The sequence below is a fragment of the cyanobacterium endosymbiont of Epithemia clementina EcSB genome (genome assembly GCF_029919255.1).
Lineage (GTDB): Bacteria > Cyanobacteriota > Cyanobacteriia > Cyanobacteriales > Microcystaceae > Rippkaea.
Genome location: NZ_CP123991.1, coordinates 2689277 through 2713529 on the forward strand (window position 1 = coordinate 2689277; position 24253 = coordinate 2713529).

The 24253-nt window shown below is 33.5% G+C and carries 11 protein-coding genes; 8 read left to right on the forward strand and 3 right to left on the reverse strand.

The genetic code is table 11. The features are described 5' to 3' along the window. The first annotated feature begins 407 nt into the window (after window positions 1-407). The gene (gyrA, locus tag P3F56_RS09000) at window positions 408-2990 is read left to right on the forward strand and encodes a DNA topoisomerase (ATP-hydrolyzing) subunit A (RefSeq protein WP_281152529.1); all 2583 of its coding nucleotides are present in this window, start codon (window positions 408-410) and stop codon (window positions 2988-2990) included. 2306 nt (window positions 2991-5296) lie between these two features. Here the strand turns inward: gyrA and gyrB are convergent. After that, window positions 5297-7222: a DNA topoisomerase (ATP-hydrolyzing) subunit B gene (gyrB, locus tag P3F56_RS09005; protein ID WP_281152530.1), complete on the reverse strand. Its 1926-nt coding sequence runs from the start codon at window positions 7220-7222 to the stop codon at window positions 5297-5299. Window positions 7223-10359: 3137 nt separating this feature from the next. Here gyrB and P3F56_RS10340 point away from each other — a divergent pair. The 6 genes from P3F56_RS10340 (at window position 10360) to P3F56_RS09030 (ending at window position 20020) form a co-directional block, all read left to right on the forward strand. Continuing rightward, a complete protein-coding gene (locus P3F56_RS10340; protein WP_342637141.1) occupies window positions 10360-10518 on the forward strand; it encodes an SPFH domain-containing protein in 159 nt (52 codons plus the stop codon). A gap of 50 nt (window positions 10519-10568) precedes the next feature. Beyond that, complete coding sequence (locus P3F56_RS10345; RefSeq protein WP_342637142.1) at window positions 10569-10709, forward strand: hypothetical protein; 141 nt, start codon at window positions 10569-10571, stop codon at window positions 10707-10709. 427 nt (window positions 10710-11136) lie between these two features. Beyond that, the gene (locus tag P3F56_RS09015) at window positions 11137-12849 is read left to right on the forward strand and encodes an ABC-F family ATP-binding cassette domain-containing protein (RefSeq protein WP_281152531.1); all 1713 of its coding nucleotides are present in this window, start codon (window positions 11137-11139) and stop codon (window positions 12847-12849) included. Between the two features lie 3210 nt (window positions 12850-16059). Beyond that, entirely contained in the window at window positions 16060-16953 is an 894-nt protein-coding gene (gene miaA / locus P3F56_RS09020; RefSeq protein WP_281152532.1) for a tRNA (adenosine(37)-N6)-dimethylallyltransferase MiaA, read from the forward strand. A gap of 1026 nt (window positions 16954-17979) precedes the next feature. Next, the gene (locus P3F56_RS09025) at window positions 17980-18942 is read left to right on the forward strand and encodes a COX15/CtaA family protein (protein WP_281152533.1); all 963 of its coding nucleotides are present in this window, start codon (window positions 17980-17982) and stop codon (window positions 18940-18942) included. Between the two features lie 106 nt (window positions 18943-19048). Then, window positions 19049-20020, forward strand: coding sequence for a heme o synthase (locus P3F56_RS09030; RefSeq protein ID WP_281152534.1), 972 nt, complete (start codon window positions 19049-19051; stop codon window positions 20018-20020). 457 nt (window positions 20021-20477) lie between these two features. Here P3F56_RS09030 and P3F56_RS09035 read toward each other — a convergent pair whose 3' ends face one another. Continuing rightward, entirely contained in the window at window positions 20478-20732 is a 255-nt protein-coding gene (locus P3F56_RS09035; protein ID WP_281152535.1) for a HypC/HybG/HupF family hydrogenase formation chaperone, read from the reverse strand. A gap of 549 nt (window positions 20733-21281) precedes the next feature. Here P3F56_RS09035 and P3F56_RS09040 point away from each other — a divergent pair. Further along, window positions 21282-21413: a hypothetical protein gene (locus P3F56_RS09040; protein WP_281152536.1), complete on the forward strand. Its 132-nt coding sequence runs from the start codon at window positions 21282-21284 to the stop codon at window positions 21411-21413. A gap of 414 nt (window positions 21414-21827) precedes the next feature. Here the strand turns inward: P3F56_RS09040 and hypF are convergent, their stop codons facing one another. Further along, complete coding sequence (hypF, locus tag P3F56_RS09045) at window positions 21828-24137, reverse strand: carbamoyltransferase HypF (RefSeq protein ID WP_281152537.1); 2310 nt, start codon at window positions 24135-24137, stop codon at window positions 21828-21830. Window positions 24138-24253: the final 116 nt, after the last annotated feature.

Consider the following 24253-nt stretch of genomic DNA (forward strand, 5'->3'; position numbering starts at 1 on the left):
AACAATCTAACTTTATTTTTATATATTGAAAATATATAATCTAGCTCTTATGAATATTTTTTTAAATAAAAGGATTAAACAGTACTTAATAAATGAGATAAAAATAATTTTATTTATCTTAAAATAAGAAAATGAATTAATTATTAATCAAATAAGAAATTGATTTTATAAGAAAACTAAAAAGTTAAAATCTGCTCTCCGTTATCTCTTCATTAGAGTGTTAGTTTTACCTAAATAAGAGATTATGTAGAACCTATTATTTGGGGTGTAGTTATGTTAAAATCCAAAAGGATATAAAAATAAATCTAATTATCTAAATTATAATTAGGCTTTTAATTAGACATTTTTTGTCTCTTTTTAAGACAATATTCCCTTAATCTGCAACCTTTAATGGAGTTGATTACCCTATGACTGCCTCTCAAGATCGGATTATTCCCACAGACTTGAGTAATGAAATGTCCCGTTCTTATTTAGAATACGCCATGAGCGTTATCGTAGGACGGGCATTACCCGATGCTAGGGATGGGTTAAAACCAGTCCACCGTCGTATTCTCTACGCCATGTACGAACTAGGTTTGATTCCTGAACGCCCTTTTCGAAAGTGTGCAAGGGTGGTTGGGGAAGTCTTAGGGAAATATCACCCCCACGGTGATACCGCCGTTTATGATGCACTGGTAAGGATGGCGCAGAATTTTTCCATGCGAAATCCACTAATTGAAGGGCATGGAAATTTTGGCTCGGTAGATAATGATCCCCCTGCAGCTATGCGTTATACCGAGTGTCGTCTACAATCGTTATCAACAAATGCTTTATTAAGAGATATTGAATCAGAAACAGTTGATTTTGCTGATAACTTTGACGGCTCGCAACAAGAACCTGTCGTACTTCCTGCTAGAATTCCCCAATTACTACTTAATGGTTCTTCGGGAATTGCAGTAGGGATGGCGACCAATATCCCTCCCCATAATTTAGGGGAATTGATAGAGGGAACCGTAGCTTTAATCGATGAACCAGAGATAGAAGAAGTAAAACTGAGAAAAATTATTCCTGGACCTGATTTCCCTACTGGAGGACAAATATTAGGTAGATCAGGTATTAAGGATGCTTATACTACTGGACGTGGTTCGATTACCATGCGAGGAGTGGCGACTATTACCACCGTTGAACAACGGGGAAAACCTGATCGCGAAGCCATCATTGTCACCCAATTGCCTTATCAAACTAACAAAGCAGCTTTAATTGAACGAATTGCCGATCTAGTTAACGATAAACGTATTGAAGGGATCTCTGATATTAGAGACGAGAGTGATCGCGACGGAATGCGGATTGTGATTGAACTAAAGCGGGATGCTTATCCCCGTGTTGTTCTCAATAACCTCTATAAACAAACCCCAATTCAAAGTAATTTTGGGGCGAATATGCTAGCATTGGTTAATGGAGAACCACAATTACTCACTATCAAAGGCTTTCTTCAAGTTTTCCTTGATTTTCGCATTGAGACTATCACTAAACGAACTAAATACGAGTTACGCAAAGCTGAAGAAAGGGATCATCTATTAAAAGGGTTACTAATCGCCCTAGATAACTTAGATGCAGTTATTCGATTAATTCGCCAAGCGGCTGATACAGCCACCGCAAAAGAAGAATTAGTTGAACAATTTAGTCTTTCTGTAGTTCAAGCAGACGCTATTCTACAAATGCAACTACGTCGTCTCACTGCGTTAGAAGCTGACAAGATTCATGCTGAACACGAAGAATTACAGGCAAAAATTGTTGATTTACAAGATATTTTAGCTAAGCGTGAACGTATCGAAACCATTATCAAAGAAGAACTTCAACAAATTAAATCTATCCATGCTACCCCTCGTTGTACTGAAATTATCCGTGACGACGGAGAAATCATTGATACTGATTTAATTGCTAATGAGCAAGCGATTATTCTTCTTACAGAACAAGGATACATTAAACGGATGCCTGTTAGTACCTTTGGGGCACAAAGTAGGGCAACACGGGGTAAAGCAGCAGCAAAAATAAAAGAAAATGATGTAGTAGAACATTTCTTAAGCTGTTGTGATCACAATCAAGTACTATTTTTTAGCGATCGCGGCGTCGTCTATGGTATTCCTGCTTATCAAATTCCCGCAGCCTCTCGAACTGCTAGGGGAGTTCCCATAGTCCAAATGTTACCCATTCCCAAAGACGAAAAAATTACTTCCGTTGTAGCCGTAAGTGAGTTTAGCGAGGACATATATCTTATTATGTTGACTCGTAAAGGATACATCAAAAAAACAGCCTTAGCCGCCTTTAGTAATATTCGCGCCAACGGGTTAATTGCTATTTCTTTAGGAGAGGGAGATCAACTGCGTTGGGTAAGACTAGCCAGGGCAGAAGATAGCATCATTATTGGGACACGCCAAGGGATGGCCATTCATTTTCATGCTAATCACCAGCAATTGCGACCTCTAGGACGATCCACACGAGGAGTTAAGGCCATGAAGTTAAAGTCAGACGACAACTTCATCAGTATGGATATTCTTTCAAGTCAAGTAATAGCCGGAATGGAGAATACACAAGAAGAGGAAGACGAAGAGTTACTCGAAACTGAAGAATTACTCGAAACCGAAGAAATCACTGGTGGCCCGTGGGTATTAGCCATTACTAATGGAGGGTATGGAAAGCGGGTTCCAGTTAATAAATTTCGTCTCCAAAATCGGGCAGGAATGGGGGTTAAAGCCATTAAGTTTAAATCTAAAACTGATCGTCTAGCATCGTTGCATATTGTGAATGAAGATAACGAGTTGATGATTGTGTCTAACCGAGGAATTATTATTCGTCAAGCAGTTAATGCTATTTCTCTGCAATCCCGTATGGCTACGGGAGTTCGGGTACAAAAGTTGGACAATGATGACGCAATTGCTGCTGTTGCCTTAGTTCCTCAAGCCGCACAAGGGGAAGAAAGTAACGAAGTAAACGAAAGTGAAGAGGAATAGATTTATGAGTAGGGATTAACAATCGTTGACCCCTACTAGAAGTTAGGCATTGGCGAATCGACTTAAATATAAAATCTCTTATAGAGAAAACAGCAGTTGTTCTAAATTGAAGCAATAAAAGTTAATCATAATTTTTAATTACAAGTTTGTTTATAAATCCTTTAGGGTATAAGTTGTCTTAACTTCAAGAAACAATTAGTGTTGAGGTTAGTACCAGTTATAAATCAACTTTTTAACTGGTATTAACTCTAATTTAATAAATGTGAGTTCCGAAGTTGGTAGAGCTTTTCAAAGAGTTAGTAAGTAATATATTCTCAGTTTCTAAATAGTCAGTGAATTAGATTTGTCTTTAACGCATGGATAAGTTTATCATCATCTATTTTGCCTTAAGCTTAAGAGTTAATATTTGCCACAGTCGTTTACAATCAAATTCAGTTTAAATTCCTAATACCATCCCACAGAATTTTGATCTCATCCAACTAAGCCTTTAAAAACTCATTGTACTTTACTCTCAGCCTAATAGCAGACTTATATCGGAGTCAAATCGATAAAACTAACTTCTATAATTTTTCTGTCGCAAATCTGTAATAAATAGCATAGTAGTATTATTTTCCAGGATATAAGTAGAGAAAATGATTATAGTTTTCTAGGTTAGGAAATACTTTTTTACAATGCAGAAGAATCTGTAATTAATAAAATTCTCTAAAGGTTAGATATTATAACAGATAAAAAGTAATTAAAATTATCATAACTGTATCTATTATCGAACAAAAACAGTATCTTTTTTCTGATAAATACTCTCAGTCAAGAAACAGAGTAAGAATACTGTTCAAACTTTAATAGAAGTCATCTAAATTGCAAAATACCATTAATAGATAATCAAAATTAAATCTGAAGATAATTATCTCTTGAAGTTAATTTCAATAAAATTACTACTTGACAGAAAAACAAAAATTATCTTTTTATTACAAAATAAAAAAACATAGCAAGCATTTGTGATTTAATAATCATGCTATAATTGCACCAACAAAGTTCTATTTCCTTACCATTAAAATCGCACCAATAAAGTTTATCAAGATCGTCAGTATATGAGTTAGAGATATCCCCTTAAGTGATTATTCAGGTGTTTATCCAAGTAAATCTTCATTAGTCTAGTTGCACTTAATGTCATGAAGTGTTCAGTCAAGAACTAAATTTTGTAAAAAAGAGAAGAATCTATACAGCTAAGACTGGCTTTAAAAGTTGTTCAAAAAGTCTTATAAACTAGTGTTGAAATCGCTTCTCAAAGAAATAGAATCAATTAGTCATAGCTCGAAAGTTTATTAAAAGAGCTAGAAACATATTTTTGAAGAGAAAAAAATAATTAGGACTTGATGAAATTATTCTCTTTAAAAAAAGCAAAAATTATGCGATAGTATTAGTAGATCTAAAAATTAGAAGCCCTATATTCCAATTCTAGAATAGAAATAAATAAGTAATAAAATAATGGTCATCTAGTTTGATTTAAGAGTTATTGAGTTGAATAAGAGAAGTCGGTTCAAATTTGTGAATATACTTAAATATACTATAGACAGTACCATCAAAGAAATAGTTTTTAATGCCCAAAATAGTAACGAAAAATTTTATGTAATGGAACATATTAATAATGAGTCATATTGCAAAATAAAATAAAAAATAAGGAATATTAGCAAAACTAAAAAATCAAAGAAAGAGAGATAAAAAACTAGCTCAAATAAGCTATAGAAAAGATTTTGTACTCAAGAGAAAAAGATTATGAGTTACCAAGAGTAAGCTAAGACAGAAGAAGTAAAACAAAGTGTCTGTAGTATTAGGGAATATCTATTAAATAGAATAAAATATAAAATACACTTTTCTGCTCGAATAACGAGTGATGTGGCTTTCTATAAATTCCTAGAGTGAACGAAAACTACCGATCAATATTTTCTAAATAGTTGTCAGATAATAAATAGATAACTCGACAAAATATAAGCTTGATTTTAAGAATCAAACTATCTAAGTAATTAAAAAATTAATTAAGCAGAAAATTAAATTGATTAGACAGTAATCTCATGGCTTAATTAACTTTGATTGTTTTAGAAGGGGAGTCTTATCAGACTAGTATTTTTTTACTGATTTTTTATCACACTCGATCTTAAGGATCATGAGAATAATTAACTTTTTTAAAAAGTTAATTTGGTGTAGGGTAATTGTCCGTTTTCAACAAAATATTTTAACTGAAAGATACAAGAGATTTGTACCGAATGTTCATTTGTTATTTACGCTGTACCGAACATTCAGTACAGAGGTTATATATCTAAATCAATTAGGTTTAATTTAGGGCCATAGATTTCGATAAATTCTCGTCGTGGGGCAACGCGATCACCCATTAAGACAGTAAAGATACGATCAGCTTTGGCAGCATCCTCAATTTCTACCCGTTTCATAGTACGAGTTTCAGGGTTCATAGTGGTATCCCATAATTGAGCAGGCATCATTTCCCCTAACCCTTTAAACCGTTGAATAGTGTAATTAGCATTAGAGGGTAAACTGTGGAGATGTTCTTGTAATTCTCGCTCATTGTAACAATATACATGATTGCGTCCCCTTTCCACCTTATACAAAGGAGGGCAAGCAATATAAATATAACCACGATCTACTAATTCCCGTTGATAACGATAGAAAAAAGTTAATAAAAGAGTTCGGATGTGTGCGCCATCCACATCGGCGTCAGTCATAATAACTACTCGATGATAACGCAATTGAGAGTCATCAAATTCTTCTCCTTTAATGCCCAATCCTAGAGCTGTAATTAATGATTGAATCTCATTATTTTTGTAGATTTTGGCATCATCAGTTTTTTCAATATTTAGGATTTTTCCTCGTAGGGGTAAAATAGCTTGAAAACGGCGATCACGTCCTTGTTTAGCACTTCCTCCTGCGGAGTCCCCTTCCACTAAGTAAATTTCCGCTTCTTCAGGATCTCTAGTGCTACAATCTGCTAATTTTCCAGGTAAGGGAGAAGACTCTAAAACTGACTTCCGACGAACTAATTCCCTGGCGCGTCGTGCTGCTTCTGCTGCTTTAAAAGCCTGGATTGCTTTCTCAAGAATATTGTCGACAACATGGGGATTAAATTCTAAATATTCATTAAGAATTTCCCCTACCAAAGAATCAACAATTCCCCGAACTTCTGTATTACCTAATTTCGTTTTTGTTTGTCCTTCAAACTCCGGTTCAGGAACTTTCACGGAAATCACCCCTGTTAATCCTTCTCGGATATTTTCTCCCCCTAAATTAGGCTCATTATCTTTGATTTTGTTGCGCTTGCGAGCAATATTATTCATAGTCCGAGTCAGAACTGTTTTTAACCCCTCTAAATGGGTCCCTCCGTCAATCGTCCGAATATTATTAGCAAATCCCAACAAATTATCACTATAAGCATCAATACACCATTGTAAAGCCACTTCTACTTGAACCCCATTTTTCTCGCCAGAAATATAAATGACGTCTTGGTGTAGGGGTTCTTTTTGCCGACACATATAAATGACATATTCCTTAATTCCTCCCTCATAACAATAGGTTTCAATATGAGATTCTTTAGATCGATAATCACTAAAAGTAATTTTAACTCCTGCATTGAGGTAAGCTAATTCTCTCAATCGGCCGGATAAGGTACTATAGTCAAACTCGATGCCTCCTGTAAAAATTTGGGTATCAGGTAAAAAGGAAATAGAGGTTCCAGTAGGATGACTAGGATCAAGAGCAGCTTCTAGGGAACCCATAGGAATTCCCCTTTCGTAGCGTTGGGTATGAATTTTTTTATCTCGCCAAACCCTAATATTTACCCATTCCGACAAGGCATTAACCACAGAAATCCCAACTCCATGTAGACCTCCAGAAACTTTGTAACCTCCTCCCCCGAATTTACCACCAGCGTGGAGAACGGTCATTACAGTTTCTAGGGCGGATTTGCCAGTAGTAGGATGAAGATCAGTGGGAATACCCCTGCCATTATCTATAACGGTGACAGATCCATCGGGATTTATATCAACTCCAATATCAGTACAATAGCCTGCTAGGGCTTCATCTATGGAGTTATCGACGACCTCATAGACAAGATGGTGAAGTCCCCTTGGTCCAGTAGTCCCAATATACATACTTGGACGCTTGCGGACAGGGTCTAACCCTTCAAGGACTTGTATCTGTTGTGCGCCGTAATCACTTGTTGTCATGAATCTTTCCCAATATAATAATAGCTTAGTAATAGCTTACAGGGGAACTTCTAACCCCTCGATGGCAAAATCTTCAAAAATTCTAACACATAAGGTTTAAAGACTGCTTTAGAGAGGTTTAGAGAGAGTTTTTTATTTGGGTGTGGACAATAATTTTAAAGGCAAATTTAGAGTAAAATTTTAACTTTTGACTGAATGTAGAAGTCAATAACTGTTGACCTATATTTTCGACTTATAAAAATAAATTGGGAAAATTTACTTATTTTCAGATAAGTTTAAATTTATAGGCTCAACTACTGATTTTTAAAAACTTTAAATAACACAATTAATTATTTTAATGAATTTTATTGAATATAGATTAAGATGTCTGAATATAGAAAATATTACTTGTTTTAAAACAAAAACTTAAGAAGTTTAAATATAAAAAAGCAAAACAAATAATAACTAAGCTAAAAAATAAAAAAAATTATCGTCTAGGACAGAAATAGAAGTATGATGTTAAAATTTATTGATTGAAATATTTTTTGTGTAAAGTATAAAGTTTATGTATACCTTGAACAATTGAACATTATGTAAATACAAAATTTACGATAAAAACAAAATTAAAAAAATATGTCAACTTACATCCAGTATTTTCTGAGTTTTCAGAGAAAACAAAAAATATTTTAAACTGAAAATATCAAATTAATAAAAAAAGATAAAATTTTAAAAAAATATTTTAATAACAACTTATAATTTACTAATTAAAGTCTTATTTATTTTTAATAATTAATTAATTATTTTTAATAGTTAACTATACAATATCTTTTTAAAAAAAGAAGAACTACAATTTTATCTCTAAAATCGTAGTTAGTTATTACAGGTTATGGAAAATCAATAGAAAAGTTTATTGATGTATATGCAACGTTAGAGTTGAAGATAAATTATTGCTGATATTTCTAATTCCTGGTCTTCTTATGAAGATATACCCAGAATCATTCGCTATTTTTTTAAAAAATAACCATAAAATAGCTATAAATTAACTGTATAAAGCAATTTTTTTGTTATATTGACTTGAATATCTAGTAAATTTTATTGTTGCTATTATAGTAACAAAAGATATATTTACATTTATGATTTATATGAAAAAATCATAAATGTAATATAAACATAGTTTGTGGACAGAAAAATATGTTTATATTTAACTATAACTTGGCTCTTAAAACTTAATATTTTTTTATTAAAATTAAGAAAATAAATAACAAAATCTATTGTTTTCTTTCTTTAAAGAATTAAGTTTTTATACTCTCAAAATGAACATTATATTTAGAGCAAAAATTTCTATTGACGTAGAAATTTTTAAACCCCTCTAGTATTTAATCTTAATTAAATTAAAACCATCAATGAGATGTAATTGCTATTCATGACAAAGTAGTAACTATTTCATTAGAAAATAATATTACTTACTATGAGCGCAACTGAAACTACTCTCATAGTAAGCAATATTATTAAGCCATTCTTAATGGTCAACATGCTATTATACTTTAATTCTAAAATCATTATTTTGATTTTACTTTTTCCATTACTTATTCGAATATGAGGGTAATGACAATAATTAAAAATTATATCAGAAGGCTATTGATTTAGGTTTTAATTATCGTTTTTTTAAAAAAATAAAGTGGCTATTAAAAATAAATTATTTTTAATTTAATTAAATTAGCTCAATTTTCTTTAGTTTTGCATATTAACTTATAGAAAGTAAATAAATATCATTGTAACCAGATAAATCCTATTTCAAGAAAAACTAACTGAAAGCAGTATCAAATTAAATAAATTAATTTATTTTAAATACAAGTTAAATACAAGCTAACTATAGTTGATTTGTATCTTAATCATTATTCCACTATTGAAGTCTCATACTGTAAATACTAGAAAATAGTATTACAATTACAAATTGTAACAATGAACTTAATGTTATTTAACAATTAAAATAATATCACAACTTTTTAAATTGGATAATTATATTTATGTTGTTAAACAAGTATTTAAAATGATTTAAAACTAAAATTATAAATACTTAAATAGTTGTCATTTCTTTTCCATTATCTCAGTTTGACTTTTTCTGCACCTCATTTAAGCAAAATCAAGTAGTTAATTTACCCATTATTAAACTACCAGAACTCAAAACAGAATTAGAAGTAAGATTGATCAATCTAGTAAAAGCAACTTTGTTTAAATAGAAATTAACATTGTTAAATATATAGTTAAAACATTAAGATCAGTTCTTTATTTTACTCATATTTCATGAAATTTTTATATTTGTTAAAAACATAAGGATTATGTCGCTGATATTAGTCAATCTTAAATTTAATAAAAAAATATATCTTACTTCCTATTTATAGGAAGTAAGATATATGCTTAATTTTGATGGTTTGTTATTTAACACTATTTTAAATAGGTTAAAATCATCCTAAAATTTAGCCTAATTACTATTGATAAATTAATAGCTTCCTGTAAAATAAGATGCTATTAATTAAATTTAATTTCAATTAATATTGATTTTCTATTATTTAAAAAATAAAAAAACAATAAGTATTTATTATGTGATTGAATAACGATAAAGTACTAAAAAAATTAAGCATAATATTAACAAATACTTCTGCTGATTCGGGAGATATAGTTCCAGAAAATAAGTATAAATACAATCCAGCTAAGAGCACAAAATAAAAATAAAAGGAGATTATTTTTGTAGTTATTCCTCAATTGGGCATAAATATCATCAATATCTAAAAGGGTAAGACAAAAATATTAGTAGTATTAAACAATAAATTAAGATTAAGTATTTTAAGGCTTTATGAAGTTTACATAGTATTAATTATCTAATTAAACTGTTCAAAACAATTAAAACTATCATGGAAAATATGGTAGGTTGTTGTATATTTTAATCTTGATTTTGATTGATTTTGAAAACTTCTACATGCTCAATTGCTTACTAATGTAGTTAATTACTGGTGTTATCTTATAAAAGATTTCATCTAAGCAGTATTTGTTATTATTATTGATAATGTGGTTTATAAAAAGACGATTTTGGAAAAGGGTTTAGATATTTCCTCCAATCTTGTATTGCCAAAGACAATGTTACAATAACTGTTGATGCGGTGGTTTATTGGCAAATTGTGGATATAGAGAAAGCTTTCTATAAAATAGAAAATTTTCAATTTGCTATAGTTAATTTACTTTTAACTCAAATTGCCTCGGAAATGGGTAGATTAGAACTTAATCAAACATTTTCACAGACCCCTGGGGATTTAAAATAACCCGTGTAGAATTGTGCGATATTATCCCATCAAAAGCAATTCAAGATTCTATGGAATTACAAATGGTTGCTAAACCCCAAAAACGTGCAGCTATTTTAAGTTCAGAAAGTCAACAGAACTCTAATATAAATTTAGTCCAACGAAAAGCTAAAGCGATGGGTTTAGAAGTAGAATTGTCCAAGCTTTGGTGATTATCTCACAAAAAATAAGCACTGATTTTATGTCCATTAAGATCTACAATTTGTCTTAGCTCAAAACTATTCAGACATGGGGCTTACTATTGACAATAATTAAAGTAGCAAAGTAATGTTTATAGACCATTGTAATAATATTTTTATATTAGAACAGATGCGTTATATTATAAGAAATTAGTTTGAGAGAACACACCTTATTAGAACAGCAACTAGAAAAAAACTGATTACCATTCTGCTGGGTAAATTGTTTCAATTATTTTTGAGAATAGCACTATAAGTAATTAAAGCATAAATTAAGAAATACCTTTTTTTCAAATCTAGGTCTAGAAAAGATTTTGACTTTGACTTGAACACTTGCTGAGTTCTGCTATACCCTGTATTGCAGATAGTACACTATGTATCTAAAATTTATACGGACAATCATATGCTGCGACTAGAAAACATCAGTAAAATTTACCCAACTGCAGAAGTGCTAAAAAATGTAACTTGGGAAATCAACCCAGGAGAGCGAATCGGGTTAGTGGGAGCAAATGGGGCGGGTAAATCTACCCAACTCAAGATTATTATGGGACAAGTGGAACCAACTTCTGGAGAAGTAGTTCGGCCAGGAAATCTGAAAATTGGTTATCTAACCCAAGAATTCGAGGTGGAACCAACTCGGACTGTTCATGAAGAATTCTGGACTGCATTTGAACAAGCAAATCGAGTCTACCAAGAATTGACCAGAGTTCAACACCAGATGGAGGTTGCAGATTCTGATAAATTAGATGACTTAATTCATAAACTAGATGAATTGCAAAGAGAATTTGAAGCCCTCGATGGTTATTCTCTCGATGCGGCTATTGCTAAAATACTACCGGAAATGGGCTTTGAGCTTGAAGATAGTGAGCGTTTAGTAAGTTCTTTTAGTTGTGGTTGGCAAATGCGAATGAGTTTAGGTAAAATCCTCTTACAAGACCCTGATATTTTACTACTTGATGAACCAACAAACCATCTAGATTTAGAAACCATTGAATGGGTTGAAAGATATCTCAAAGGACTCAATCTTCCAATGGTAGTTGTTTCCCATGAACGGGAATTTTTAGATCGTTTATGTACAAAAATTGTTGAAACAGAGCGTGGAATTTCTAGCACTTATGTTGGGAATTATTCTAATTATCTTCAACAAAAAAATTCTAGTCGAGAGATTCAAGAGAATACGTATCAACGGCAACAGAAAGAAAGACAAAAACAACAGGAGTTTGTTGACCGTTTTCGAGCCAGTGCAACTCGTAGTACCCAAGCAAAAAGTCGTGAAAGGCAACTTGAGAAAATGGAAGTTGTAGATGCCCCTATTGCTAATATCAAAACCTTACAGTTTGAGTTTCCTCCAGCTCCTACTAGCGGACGTGAGGTTGTTATCATTAAAAACTTAGTCCATGGTTATGAAAATGAGATTCTTTTTTTAGAGGCTAGTTTATCCGTAGAACGAGGTGATCGTATCGCCGTACTTGGTCCTAATGGAGCTGGAAAATCAACTCTACTCCGCTTAATTATGAATCTAGAAAAAGCTGATGGTGGTGAGGTAAATTTAGGAAAACATAACGTTATTCCGGGATATTTTGAGCAGAACCAAGCCGAAGCATTAGACTTAACTAAAACTGTTATGAATACGATTCATGATGAGGTCCCTGATTGGACTAATACGAAGATTCGTTCTTTGTTAGGTCGATTTCTTTTTAGTGGAGAAACAGTATTTAAGAAAGTAGAAGGATTAAGTGGAGGAGAAAAAGCTCGACTTGCTTTACTTAAAATGTTGCTGAAACCTGCTAATTTATTAATTCTTGATGAGCCAACTAATCATCTAGATATTCCAGCTAAAGAAATGCTTGAGGAAGCATTATCTAAATATGATGGAACGGTTTTATGTGTATCCCATGATCGCTATTTTATTTCTCAAGTCGCCAATAAAATTGTTGAAATTAAAGAAGGAGAATTAATAGTTTATCCAGGAGATTATCATTTCTATTTAGATAAGAAAGAAGAGGAAAGACAAAAAGTAGAGAAAGAGAAAATAGAAACAGAAAAAGAAGCTAAAGCAGCAGAAAAAAGAGCTAAACAGAAGAAAAAAGTGAAGGCTAAGAAAGCCAAGACATAATCTTCGCTTACTTTTGAAGATTTTCGATTAAGCTTTTCTTTAACCTAACCTCGAGGAACAGTAACATTCAATAAAACAGCTTCGATCAATATAACTTCAATCAATAAACGTAAATTCAACGGGAAGTTATAAGAAAATAGGGAAGCAGCAACTCGATGCCAGAAGCAGTATTTATTGAGGTGTGGTGCTATGGATATAAAACCTCGTGTAGATTAAGCTAACTCCAAGCAAAACAGATAACCTTACACTTGTTGCTAAGTTAATGTAAGGTTTGATTAGCAATTACTTGGAGACCAAGAAAATCTTCTTCAAAAACTTCAAACACCAGCGTAATTAATAATTATACTCTCAAGAGGACTTGATAGAGAGTGTTAGATTAAACTTGAAAGAAATTTAACGAACAATTTCTGGTAAATGATCAACATAAATTTGTTAACAAAGTATAAAAATACTAATTACTACGCATCAGAAGCAGAAAAAAGCAATTTATATAACCGTCCGAGAGGTACAAAATTATTAAATCTTTAAATCTTGCGTAATTTCCAATTGTTTCGCACACAAATTTATAACTTTTTATAGAAGTTAGGATTGTTTCTATTTAAAATAATAAAAAAACTTATCTAGCGGTTTTGTTGGTCTGTTCGATAACAATATTTACTGTACTCCCGTGTATCCAAATCTAGAGAGGCGTAAAAATCAAACCGTTGAATATCATCAAGATACATTGTAATAAATACTGACAACTGACAGCAGAAAAACAACACTATAGACGAGCTTTCCAGTTATTTAAGATGTCAGGATTGGCTTTTATAATGGCATCGAAGAAGTCGCCGTAATAATTTTTATCCTGGCACTAATTTTCAAAGAAGCAGAAAATGAAATAGATTCAGTTTTTAGAATATTGTTTCAGGTGACAGTTGATAGTAATATGATGTCATTAACCATGTTTTTAACATAAAAAAGTGTGATTTAGGTTTAAACAAGTAATATTTACGATTTTAAGCCAAAAGATTAAATCTAATGAAAGATCCAAATCAAACATTACCTTATTGAGGAACTCTGTATTACGGACTTTATCACGGAACATTAGAGAAAAAAACAGGAAGCTCTGCTATACAAGAACGTTCTAAAAATTCTACAAACAAGCGACGGGTATCCCCATGCATGTACCTCTATCACTGAGTAAATTCTTCATCTTGAACGAAGTGATGGCAGTTGTGGTTAGTTTTGAATTATTCAAGAATTGCTCGTAACTCCTCTTTATCCACATAAATATCTATTTTAGCTATTTCGTCAAATATAGACGGGATAGGAAGGAGCCGTGAGAATAGTTTTTCGCTCAAAAACCTTAATTTATGTGTATTTTTTCTAAAATTCAGATTTTTAAACAATATTAACAATAGTTAATTTAAACAGAGTTTTGTTTATTAATTCATAGTCTGCAATACTAACAGAAAAACTCACTCAAGTTCCTCTTATCCTCTAAGTTAGAGGATAAGAGGAACTTGAGTCTTTCAGGCTCTATCTCAACGTTACTTTCTATTTTAATTAAAAGTTGCAACAGAATATTTAATATTAAATTAAGGTATGCTCGTTTATTTAAACAATGAGATATTCAATGGTGTGAAAATTACTTTTCATTATTCATTAATAGCCAATATCTTGACACCCTAATGATATAGTCTAATTTCGACTGTATCTAATTTAAAATACCGCTTTGTAGGAAATCTAAACACTAATGTCTACTGTATGCGACCGCTCCTATATTGAATTCTGGGGAGTAAGAGGAAGCATTCCCTGTCCAGCAATTAAACCCATTCCTTGCGGAGGGAGCAATTCTTGTGTAGAAATGTAGGTAGGGGAAAAATAGTTAGTTTTTTTAATAGAGGAACAGGCTTGAGGGTCTTGGGAGAATCAATAGTTGTTCTGAGATGCCAGCAACGACTCATTTTTTTTTATCATTTTTATTGGGATTAAATTCAGAGATTTCTTTTCTTGACATTAGCTTTTGACACGAATAATTGTTCTCATATTTATGTTTTAGTCTCTTTTGGTAGAGCTGAGTCAATTGACCTGAATAAGTGTAAAATAAAGGAGTGGCTAAATTAAAGAACGATCACTAGATAATAACCTGTATAAAAACTCAGTTAACAGAGTTAGAAAAGCAAGAATTTCAGGGTTAACTTGCAACTAAAAAATTATTTCTGTAAATTTAACAAAAACAGCAATATTACCTTAATTTGCAAGAAAACAGAAAGTTTTAAGAAATGCAGATTGGGTGGGTCTTCCAGAAAATATTTTTAGAATAAAATTCCTGGATGTCTTATTCAATAAATAGGAAAATTTATAAGTTATAAATTAGCAGATTAATTAGAATATTATCTGTATAAAAAATAGAGAGTAATTTTTAAATATAAAAAGAATAAAGTCTATAGAATATGATAGTGTGCAAAAACAAGATATAGCTATTGTAACTTTTATAGACAATATTTTTATATTTTTATAAAAAAATATAAGTTAAACTTTACAGCTTATATCTTAAATTGTTGTCATTTTGATGACAACTTTTATTCCTATACTTTGTCCTCATTATTCAGTCTAGTAATGTATTTATACATAGATTTTTAACAGAAAGAAAATCAAGACGTCGTTTTGAAAATTATGATTTTTTTGGGTCGAACCTTCATTTTTAACTACTATTGTCCAGGTCACACTTAAAAGCTAAGGAATAAATTGGGAAGATGTCACGCAATGGCAGTGGAACTAGGGACACAGCGAGTGTGCTTATAAGTAAGTATGAGAACAGTAATCAACAAACTAACAATAGTTCATTTATTACTAACGTAAATGAACTGTTGTTGAAAACTATTCATTTCGAAGAATTATAAGTACGAATTGAGTTAAAATTAAAAATAGAACAAAAGTTGAAACCAGTAAGAGAGGATTCAAAACTATATAAAATATCTTAGAACAGTTTAGAATTAAGCACTATTTTAGGAACAGATTAGGAACTTATAGAAAAAGATAGCTAGATATAGAAACGAGAGTTGATTATCAACATCAAATCTAAAGAGAAGTGCCACTTGAAGTTAATTGTAATTTTATTTTTATTGATGACTTCTTTTTAGCGAAGACTGCCTGATACTCTCACTTATTCTTTTATTCTTGATAGAATATTATTAGATAATAACAGGTTTCTAGTAGGTTTTTATGCAAACCCGTTTAATTGTTATCTGTGGTGCAACGGCTACAGGCAAGTCAGGGTTAGCTTGTCAATTAGCTCAACGCTTCAATTCTTTTATTATTAGTGCCGACTCGCGTCAAGTTTATCAAGAATTTGATATTGGAACAGCAAAACCAACTCTGAACCAACAAACCTTAGTTCCCCATTATCTGATTGATGTCTGTGAACCAACACAAACATTAACCTTAGCTCAATATCAAGAACAAGCACAATCATTAATTAAGCTAGCTTCTCCTCTATCCCCCCCTTTCTTAGTAGGGGGGACAGGATTATATATTAAATCGATTGTACGAGGGTTGAAGATTCCTAGAGTGGCGCTTCAACCTCAATTACGATCACAATTTAATGTTTTAGGTCAATCACAATGTTATGCAAAATTAAAGCAAGTTGATCCTATTGCTGCTAGTAAAATTCACCCCAATGATCAAGTGAGAACCCTCCGTGCTTTAGAAGTGTTTTACGTCACAGGGTACCCTATTTCTGAACAACAGGGAGAGAATCCCCCATCCTATCCTATCGTACAAATTGGGTTATATTGTGAGCCAAAATATTTACAAGAACGAATTAAAAAACGAACCGAAGACATGGTTAGCATGGGGTTAGTTGAAGAAGTTGAAAAAATTATTCAAAAATACGGTTGTAATTTACCTTTATTAAACACCCTAGGATACTCGGAGATCAAACAATATCTTCAGGGAGATCTGTCTTTAGAAGAAGCTAAAACAGCAATTGTTGTACACACCCGTCAATTCGCAAAACGTCAGAAAACTTGGTTTCGCGCCTATGAAGAAATTGAATGGTTTGATATAAATTCACCCAGTTTTGTAGAAGAAGTTTGGTCTAAGTTAATCTCTCACTAAAGTCGTATTTTAGTCAGTAGATAATCGTTTGATATTGTAAAACTAAATGATTATTTGTTTATCAATTGGATTGAGAATTTACTACATTTCTAAGAAAGACTACCTCATCTAAATCAGAATAATTCAATAACATTCATAGGGAAACAAATTTTAGGAATAGTTGTTTAAAAAACTGATCAAGAAGCTAAATTTATTAGAAATAATTTGTTCAATTTAATTCTCAACAAAACAATGGCAACAAGGTCAATCTTATTGTAATAAGTTCAATTTTCTTGAGCTCTCAAAGAGAGAGAACTATGATTTAATAGTCAAATTCGTCTATTTTTTGCTTAAGATGTTTTTCTTATAACTGCTTTAATTTTGCCAGAATCTTTTCCATTTATCAAGATCACAGAGAATTCAAAATAGAGAGGGAATAGACAACATCCGTAGAAATAAATTATCACATTTATTCAACCAGAAAAAAACGCCTTCAATTAGCGGTTAAAATTTCGGATAATCTATAGAGTTTTCGGAATGAAACATAAGTCAATTATCTTAAAATTCTGTATATGCTCATGGAAACTGGACAGTCGGAGTAGAGTATATTCGACAAAAAAAGTTTTCACAGTTTTAGTGATAATTGATGATCTAATTTCAAGTCTTGATATTTATAACTTTTCTCTTCTCCCTTAATCTCTATTTAAGATTTTTTATAAGTTTAATCGTTGAATCAAAGAAAAAAGTAAGATTTGAGTTATTTTTTACAAAAGTTAATTTTAGTTAATCGTCCCACGTTAACTCTAGCATAAACTCATACAAGATTTTTTTGAGAAAAAATTAAAGCAATGATTTATCCTTTTAATGTAAATTAATGTTAAGCAATTGTTAACTTAATCTGAAATATATCAAAACCTTTATACTAATTGATGCAAGAAAGATAGACTGTTCAGTAGAATCTGACTAGCTGTTTAAACCAAACCTATCTTCAAGAGAGTAAACACTCACTGTGAAGACATAAAATGTTTAACAAAGCATTAGAATGCTATGACAGATTCGGTTCTTCAACCCCAAATTAAAGTTACTGGCGACTGCCCCCGAGTCCAGAAATGGATGCGCTTCCTTATCTGGAAAATCACCATTGCTACTCTACTTTTGATGGCAGTGGGCAGTGCTACACGAGTAATGAATGCAGGACTTGCCTGTCCTGACTGGCCACTATGCTATGGTCAATTGGTTCCCAGTCAACAGATGAATCTACAAGTGTTCCTAGAATGGTTCCATCGTCTCGATGCCTCTCTCATTGGCTTGAGTACTCTTGTTCTTGTCGGACTCTCATGGTGGTTTCGCAGAGAACTCCCCAAATGGCTGCCTTGGGCATCGGTAAGTGCGCTGGGGTTAATTGTCTTCCAAGGAGTTTTAGGAGGACTTACAGTGACTCAATTGCTACGATTTGATATTGTCACTGCCCATCTTGGAACCGCCCTGCTCTTCTTAGGAACCCTTATTATTATTGCTGTGTGTCTTACACCCTATCAAGGAACCACCAACGCCAAAAAATTGAGTTGGGGAGCAACCATAGCTGTTACTTTAGTCTACCTGCAATGTTTATTAGGAGCCTTAGTTGGGTCTAGATGGGCGGTACATCAATGTTTTGGCGGTTCGCAACTATGTGCCGTGATGAATAGCCATATCATTGGTGTTTTTCCAGCTACTATTGCTACCCTCAGCGTTGTGTTTATCGCTTGGCGCACTTCTGCCCTCCATCCCTGGTTACGGAAACTCGCTTGGGTTGCTGGAGGCATGGTTGCTCTACAAATCTTGTTAGGGGTTGCCACTTTCCGATTACATCTACAAGTAGAACCTTTAACTGTGGCTCACCATACCTGTGGTGCTGCCCTCTTTGGTACGTTAGTCGCCTTGACAACGTTAGCCATTCGCGATGTCAGAAGTTCCTCGCTTCCGTGCGGTGCGACTGCACAGAAGTTAGAAGTTAGAAGTCAGAATTAAAACCTTTGACCGATTTAGGTTTCCAAAGAAGTTCTGTTTTCATTAATGCTTCAAGAACAATAACTGACAAAAACTCAAGTAAATCAACAGAATTTGGTGTGTATTAATGATTGGGACTGATGTTGCCCCCCGTAATGAAAACTGGCTACAAGTTGTAAAAAGCTATTATCAGCTAACCAAACCCCGTATTATCCCCCTATTATTGATCACCACCACCGCAGCCATGTGGATTGCTGGTGAGGGCCGGGTGAATCTATTTACCTTATTTATTACCTTATTAGGGGGAACTCTTGCAGCTGCTTCAGCCCAGGTAATGAACTGCATTTATGACCGTGACATTGATTATGAAATGTTGCGGACTCGAGCCCGCCCTATCCCTTCTGGACGAGTACGCTCACGCCATGCCTTCATTTTTGCTGTCATCCTTGCCATCTTATCTTTTTGCCTTTTTGCCTTATTTATCAACGTTGTCAGTGGTTTATTAGCTATGTCCGGCATTGTTTTCTATATGCTGGTATACACTCACTTTCTTAAGCGTAATAGTACCCAAAACATTGTCATTGGTGGGGCAGCTGGTTCTATCCCTCCTCTGGTGGGTTGGGCGGCAGTAACAGGGGAGTTAAGTTGGGCCTCTTGGGTTTTATTTACCATCATTTTCCTGTGGACTCCTCCCCATTTCTGGGCGTTGGCATTGATGATAAAAGAAGATTATGCCCAGGTCAATGTTCCTATGATGCCGGTCGTAGAAGGAGAAGAGTCTACAGTACGTAAAATTTGGTGGTATACTTTGCTGGTTATACCTTGCACTTTCCTTTTGGTTTATCCCCTAGGAGTATCTGGAATAATCTATGGTACGATTGCAGTGGTTTTAGGGATTAAATTTATCGAAAAAGCTTGGCAGTTAAAACAAGATCCCTTTAATCGAGAATTAGCGCGATCACTGTTTAAATTTTCCATCTTTTACTTAATGCTTCTCTGCACAGGAATGGTTCTTGATAGTCTGGCTGTGACTCATCAATTGATTGCAACTGTCGGAGATAATTTGAAGACGTTGATTAATTTAATTTCCTTCGGATAATTTAGGATTTTCCTGTCAGAATACCCTGCCCTGAGAAGGTATAGGGGATTCTGACCAGTGACTTCTTTTTGTTCCAAGACTAAGTTTATATGCTAAAAGCAGTGTGTATTGAGAGTTGGTGCGATGAACATAAAATCTTATCCTATACTTACCAAAGTGTTTTTTGATATAGACTACTTCTCTCGAAGATTAAAGTAGAATCTTGATTCTGTTCCTTTTTGAGGATATACTTAAAAACCATCGAAAAGGACTTTTTTATTAACTTTTTGGGCTGGACTTACCTTTTACTTTTTATAAAACAATAATCTAAGTTCTAATTTATCGAACTAACCTTGACAAGTGCTTTTAATATTCTCTCAATTTCGAGAGCATTACTATAGCAACGAGAAATAGTTCACTAAATATTTTAAATTCTCCATCCCAGTACTCTCCTAAACTTAGATATAGTTTTCATAACTCATAACTTATTGCCATCTGATTGTAAAATTGTCTCCATTTCTTTAAATTCAGCTAGACTTTTTTGCGCAGCTTCTTCATCCAAAATACTGAGAGCAAATCCTACATGTACAATCACATAACTACCCACTTCAACATCAGGAACATAGGCTAAACTAACTTCTTTAATGACTCCACCAAAACTTACTTTTCCCTTTTTGATTAAAGGTTCATCTCCAATGATACTAACAACTTTCCCTGGAACAGCTAAACACATCTTCTATTGTCCTCCACAAAGAACTACTCATTAACAATCCTGAGAATAAGACTGCCCGGCCTTCAGACTACCAAAATCTCAACAATTTTTTATAAAGTAAATCTTTAATTTTTTAGAGAAAAAACTGTTAGCAAGTAGGATCTACTAACTTTTTTTAAACCGAATTATCAATTTTTATCTTAATAAGGGGAACCAATAAATAAAAAGATAGATAAAGATCAAATCAGGCTTCGTTGGCAACATAGTATAAATAAAAATTCCATTACTGCAAAGGCAAGGACAGCAGGCATGGAAACTAAACCTACAGGTAAATAAGCAGCTGGGTAGGAACCCGTTATTTGCATATTATTTTATAGACTTATGAGTCTAACACTATGATTGTTCGGCAACAGATAAGATAATAACATCAAAAATATTACTGGGAACTTTAGCTCAATAGGGCAATTATAAAGATTCTCAAGTCTTCTAAAGTAAGAAAGGTTAAAGAGAGCGGTACAGTGAATGTACTTTAGGAGAGTTTAACAACTTACATCGAAGTGAAGTACTGATATGAGAATAGACGCAGTTGGGCATGGTGGAGCTCCCCAAGTCTGCAACACCGCTACTCCTCTTAATTCTTCAAGGGTTTTCGTCGCGTTTATTCAGAAACCTATCCACCTATCGCCAAAAACTATCCCCTAACTATCGCTGGTTAAAATTGGTATGGCCCACAGTTATTTCCTCTTGCTTTGCTGGGTCCTTTGCGGAACACTCATATAGCTAGTAAAGCAAGGTTGTCGGCTTTTGTGTAAGTATAATAGCTATTTTGACAATTGCTTTATCAATGTATCCTGTTGCAGGAGTTACTAAACGGACTGAAACCCTAACCACTCCAGAAATCCATGAAAAAATTGGTATCTAAGAAGATTTAGTAGAATTTGCTGATATTTTTTTATTGATAGTTGTGGCGATATATTTTTTGCCTATTTTCTTTGCTAAAATCTTTATACTTACCTTGTAAAAACAATATTAGGTTAGGTAAGTTATTGCAACACAATGAAAAAATAACAATTACTCGTTAATTATTTCCAAAAAAATGCTTGCTAACACCAAGTTTTATCGGTTTAGTGTTTGCTTTATCCCTGCCATAATTTGTCCTAAAGCAATTCCACCATCATTGGGAGGTACTTTTCGGTGCCATACAGGGATTAATTGTTCTTGATTTAAGCGACTGATTGCTTGTTCAATTAAATATTTATTTTGAAAACATCCTCCTGTTAAAACAACTTTCTTTTCTGAGATAATTTGGGAAATTTCAATTATTACTTCAACTAGGGTGTTATGAAACTTAGCTGAGATTTCTTCGATAGATAAATGCTCTAAAATATCATCTAAAATTCCTTTTATAATTAGTTGCCAATCAACAATTAAAGGGAGATCGTTTCCTAATATTTCATAGCGGTAGACTTGGTCTGTTTTATAATCGATGGCCTTGTATTCTAAGGCCATCGCTCCTTGTCCTTCAAAACTGGTTTGTTGACAAATCCCCAAAATAGAAGCCACCCCATCAAAAAGTCGTCCCACACTTGAAGTGAGTGGAGCATTCAAATTGCGAGATAACATTTGTTGAATTAATTTTAATTCTTGATCAGAAAAACCTTCAAATAATTGAAATATTTTTAAGCCATCAAAAGACCCAAAAATTTCATAAAGTATACCTAAAGCAATACGCCTCGGTTCTTTAACTGCCTGATGTCCTCCAGGCAATTTAAAGGGTCGAAAATGGGCAACTCGTTGGTAACCATTATCAGTAATTAACAAAAATTCTCCCCCCCAGATCGTACCATCTTCTCCATAGCCTGTGCCATCCCAAGCAACTCCTAAAACAGGCGCAGTAATTCCATTTTCTGCTATACAGGAGAGAACATGAGCATAATGATGTTGGACCTTAACTACTGAAAAACCTTGGGACTGAGCAAATTTACTTGAAAGGTAGTCCGGATGTGCATCACAAGCGATAATTTTAGGTTCAAAGTCATAAAGTACTTTTAAACTGTCTATCACCTGATAAAATGCACTTAAAGTTTTATAATTGCTTAAATCTCCAATATGTTGACTGATAAATACTTTATTACTCCGTAAAATTGCTACCGTGTTTTTTGACTGCCCACCGGTTGCTAGAATGGAGGTGGATGGAGGTAAATGTTCAACTTCTGCATTTTGCATTTTGCCTTCTGACTTTAAAATAATGGGAAAAGGTGTATATCCTCTTGCGCGACGGAGAACTACTTCTCGCTCTGCCATAACGCGAACCACAGAATCATCTACAGATCGTAGAATGGGACGATTGTGGACTAGAAATACATCGGCAATATGTCCTAGTCTTTGTATGGCTTCGCCTTCATCAATACAGATGGGTTCATCAGAGATGTTCCCACTCGTGGCGACTAAAGGGAATTTTATATTTAAAAATAACAAATGATGTAAAGGAGTATAGGGTAACATGACTCCCCAATAGGGATTATTCGGAGCGATAGACTCCCATAAGTTGGTATAATTTGCTCTACGTCTGAGTAAAACAATAGGAGATTCAGGAGAGGTTAATAATTCTTCTTCTAAAGGACTAACATGACAATGGTTTTTAATTAACTCAAGGGATGGATACATTAAAGCAAAGGGTTTTTCAGGGCGATCTTTGCGCTGTCGCAGTTGCTTAATGGCATCAGGGTTACTTCCATCAGTCATTAGATGGAATCCTCCTAATCCTTTAACTGCTATGATTTTTCCCTCTTTTAAAGAATTTACTGCAATTTTAAGGGCTGAGTCTTGAGTAGCTATACTGTTTCCTTGCTTATCCCAAAGGGCTAATTGGGGACCACAACAGGGACATGCATTCGGTTGGGCGTGAAATCTACGATCATGGGGGTTTTCATATTCCTGCTGACACTCAGAACACATGAAAAACTCTTTCATTGTAGTTTGAGGGCGATCATAGGGTAAAGTTTCAATGATGGTATAACGCGGACCACAATTAGTGCAGTTAGTGAAAGGATAGCCATATCGTCGATTTTGGAGGTCAAAAATATCTCGTAAACAGTCGGGGCAGGTGGCTAAGTCAGCCGGGATTATGGCATTTTTTTCTCCACTTACGCTGTGATGAATGTCAAAGGTGGTGTACCCCGTATAATCTAAATAAGTGGTTTCTATTGATTGAATATGTGATCGCGGTGGACTTTCTGTTTGCACCCTTGACAAAAATTCTTTTATAATCTCAGATTCTCCTTCCACCTCAATAGACACCCCTGACGCAGAATTATAAACCCATCCTGTAAGATTTAATTCTGTGGCTAGTCGATAAATAAAAGGGCGAAATCCCACCCCTTGAACTGCCCCAAATATTAGTAATTTTAATCGTTTTTTAATCATCTGTATGCTAGAAACTGGCGAATAAAGTTCAGAAAAAACAATTCAACGGCTCCTATTTCCAGGACTAAAATAAAGCTGACAGTAATCGAAAGACTTATAAAGTCTTGCATACCTGA

What these genes read in the sequence shown, in the direction of transcription:
- gyrA (WP_281152529.1), top strand. Translation starts at nt 408, where the DNA reads ATGACTGCCTCTCAAGATCGGATTATTCCCACAGACTTGAGTAATGAA.
- gyrB (WP_281152530.1), bottom strand. Translation starts at nt 7,222, where the DNA reads ATGACAACAAGTGATTACGGCGCACAACAGATACAAGTCCTTGAAGGG.
- P3F56_RS10345 (WP_342637142.1), top strand. Translation starts at nt 10,569, where the DNA reads ATGGAATTACAAATGGTTGCTAAACCCCAAAAACGTGCAGCTATTTTA.
- P3F56_RS09015 (WP_281152531.1), top strand. Translation starts at nt 11,137, where the DNA reads ATGCTGCGACTAGAAAACATCAGTAAAATTTACCCAACTGCAGAAGTG.
- miaA (WP_281152532.1), top strand. Translation starts at nt 16,060, where the DNA reads ATGCAAACCCGTTTAATTGTTATCTGTGGTGCAACGGCTACAGGCAAG.
- P3F56_RS09025 (WP_281152533.1), top strand. Translation starts at nt 17,980, where the DNA reads ATGACAGATTCGGTTCTTCAACCCCAAATTAAAGTTACTGGCGACTGC.
- P3F56_RS09030 (WP_281152534.1), top strand. Translation starts at nt 19,049, where the DNA reads ATGATTGGGACTGATGTTGCCCCCCGTAATGAAAACTGGCTACAAGTT.
- P3F56_RS09035 (WP_281152535.1), bottom strand. Translation starts at nt 20,732, where the DNA reads ATGTGTTTAGCTGTTCCAGGGAAAGTTGTTAGTATCATTGGAGATGAA.
- P3F56_RS09040 (WP_281152536.1), top strand. Translation starts at nt 21,282, where the DNA reads ATGAGAATAGACGCAGTTGGGCATGGTGGAGCTCCCCAAGTCTGCAAC.
- hypF (WP_281152537.1), bottom strand. Translation starts at nt 24,137, where the DNA reads ATGATTAAAAAACGATTAAAATTACTAATATTTGGGGCAGTTCAAGGG.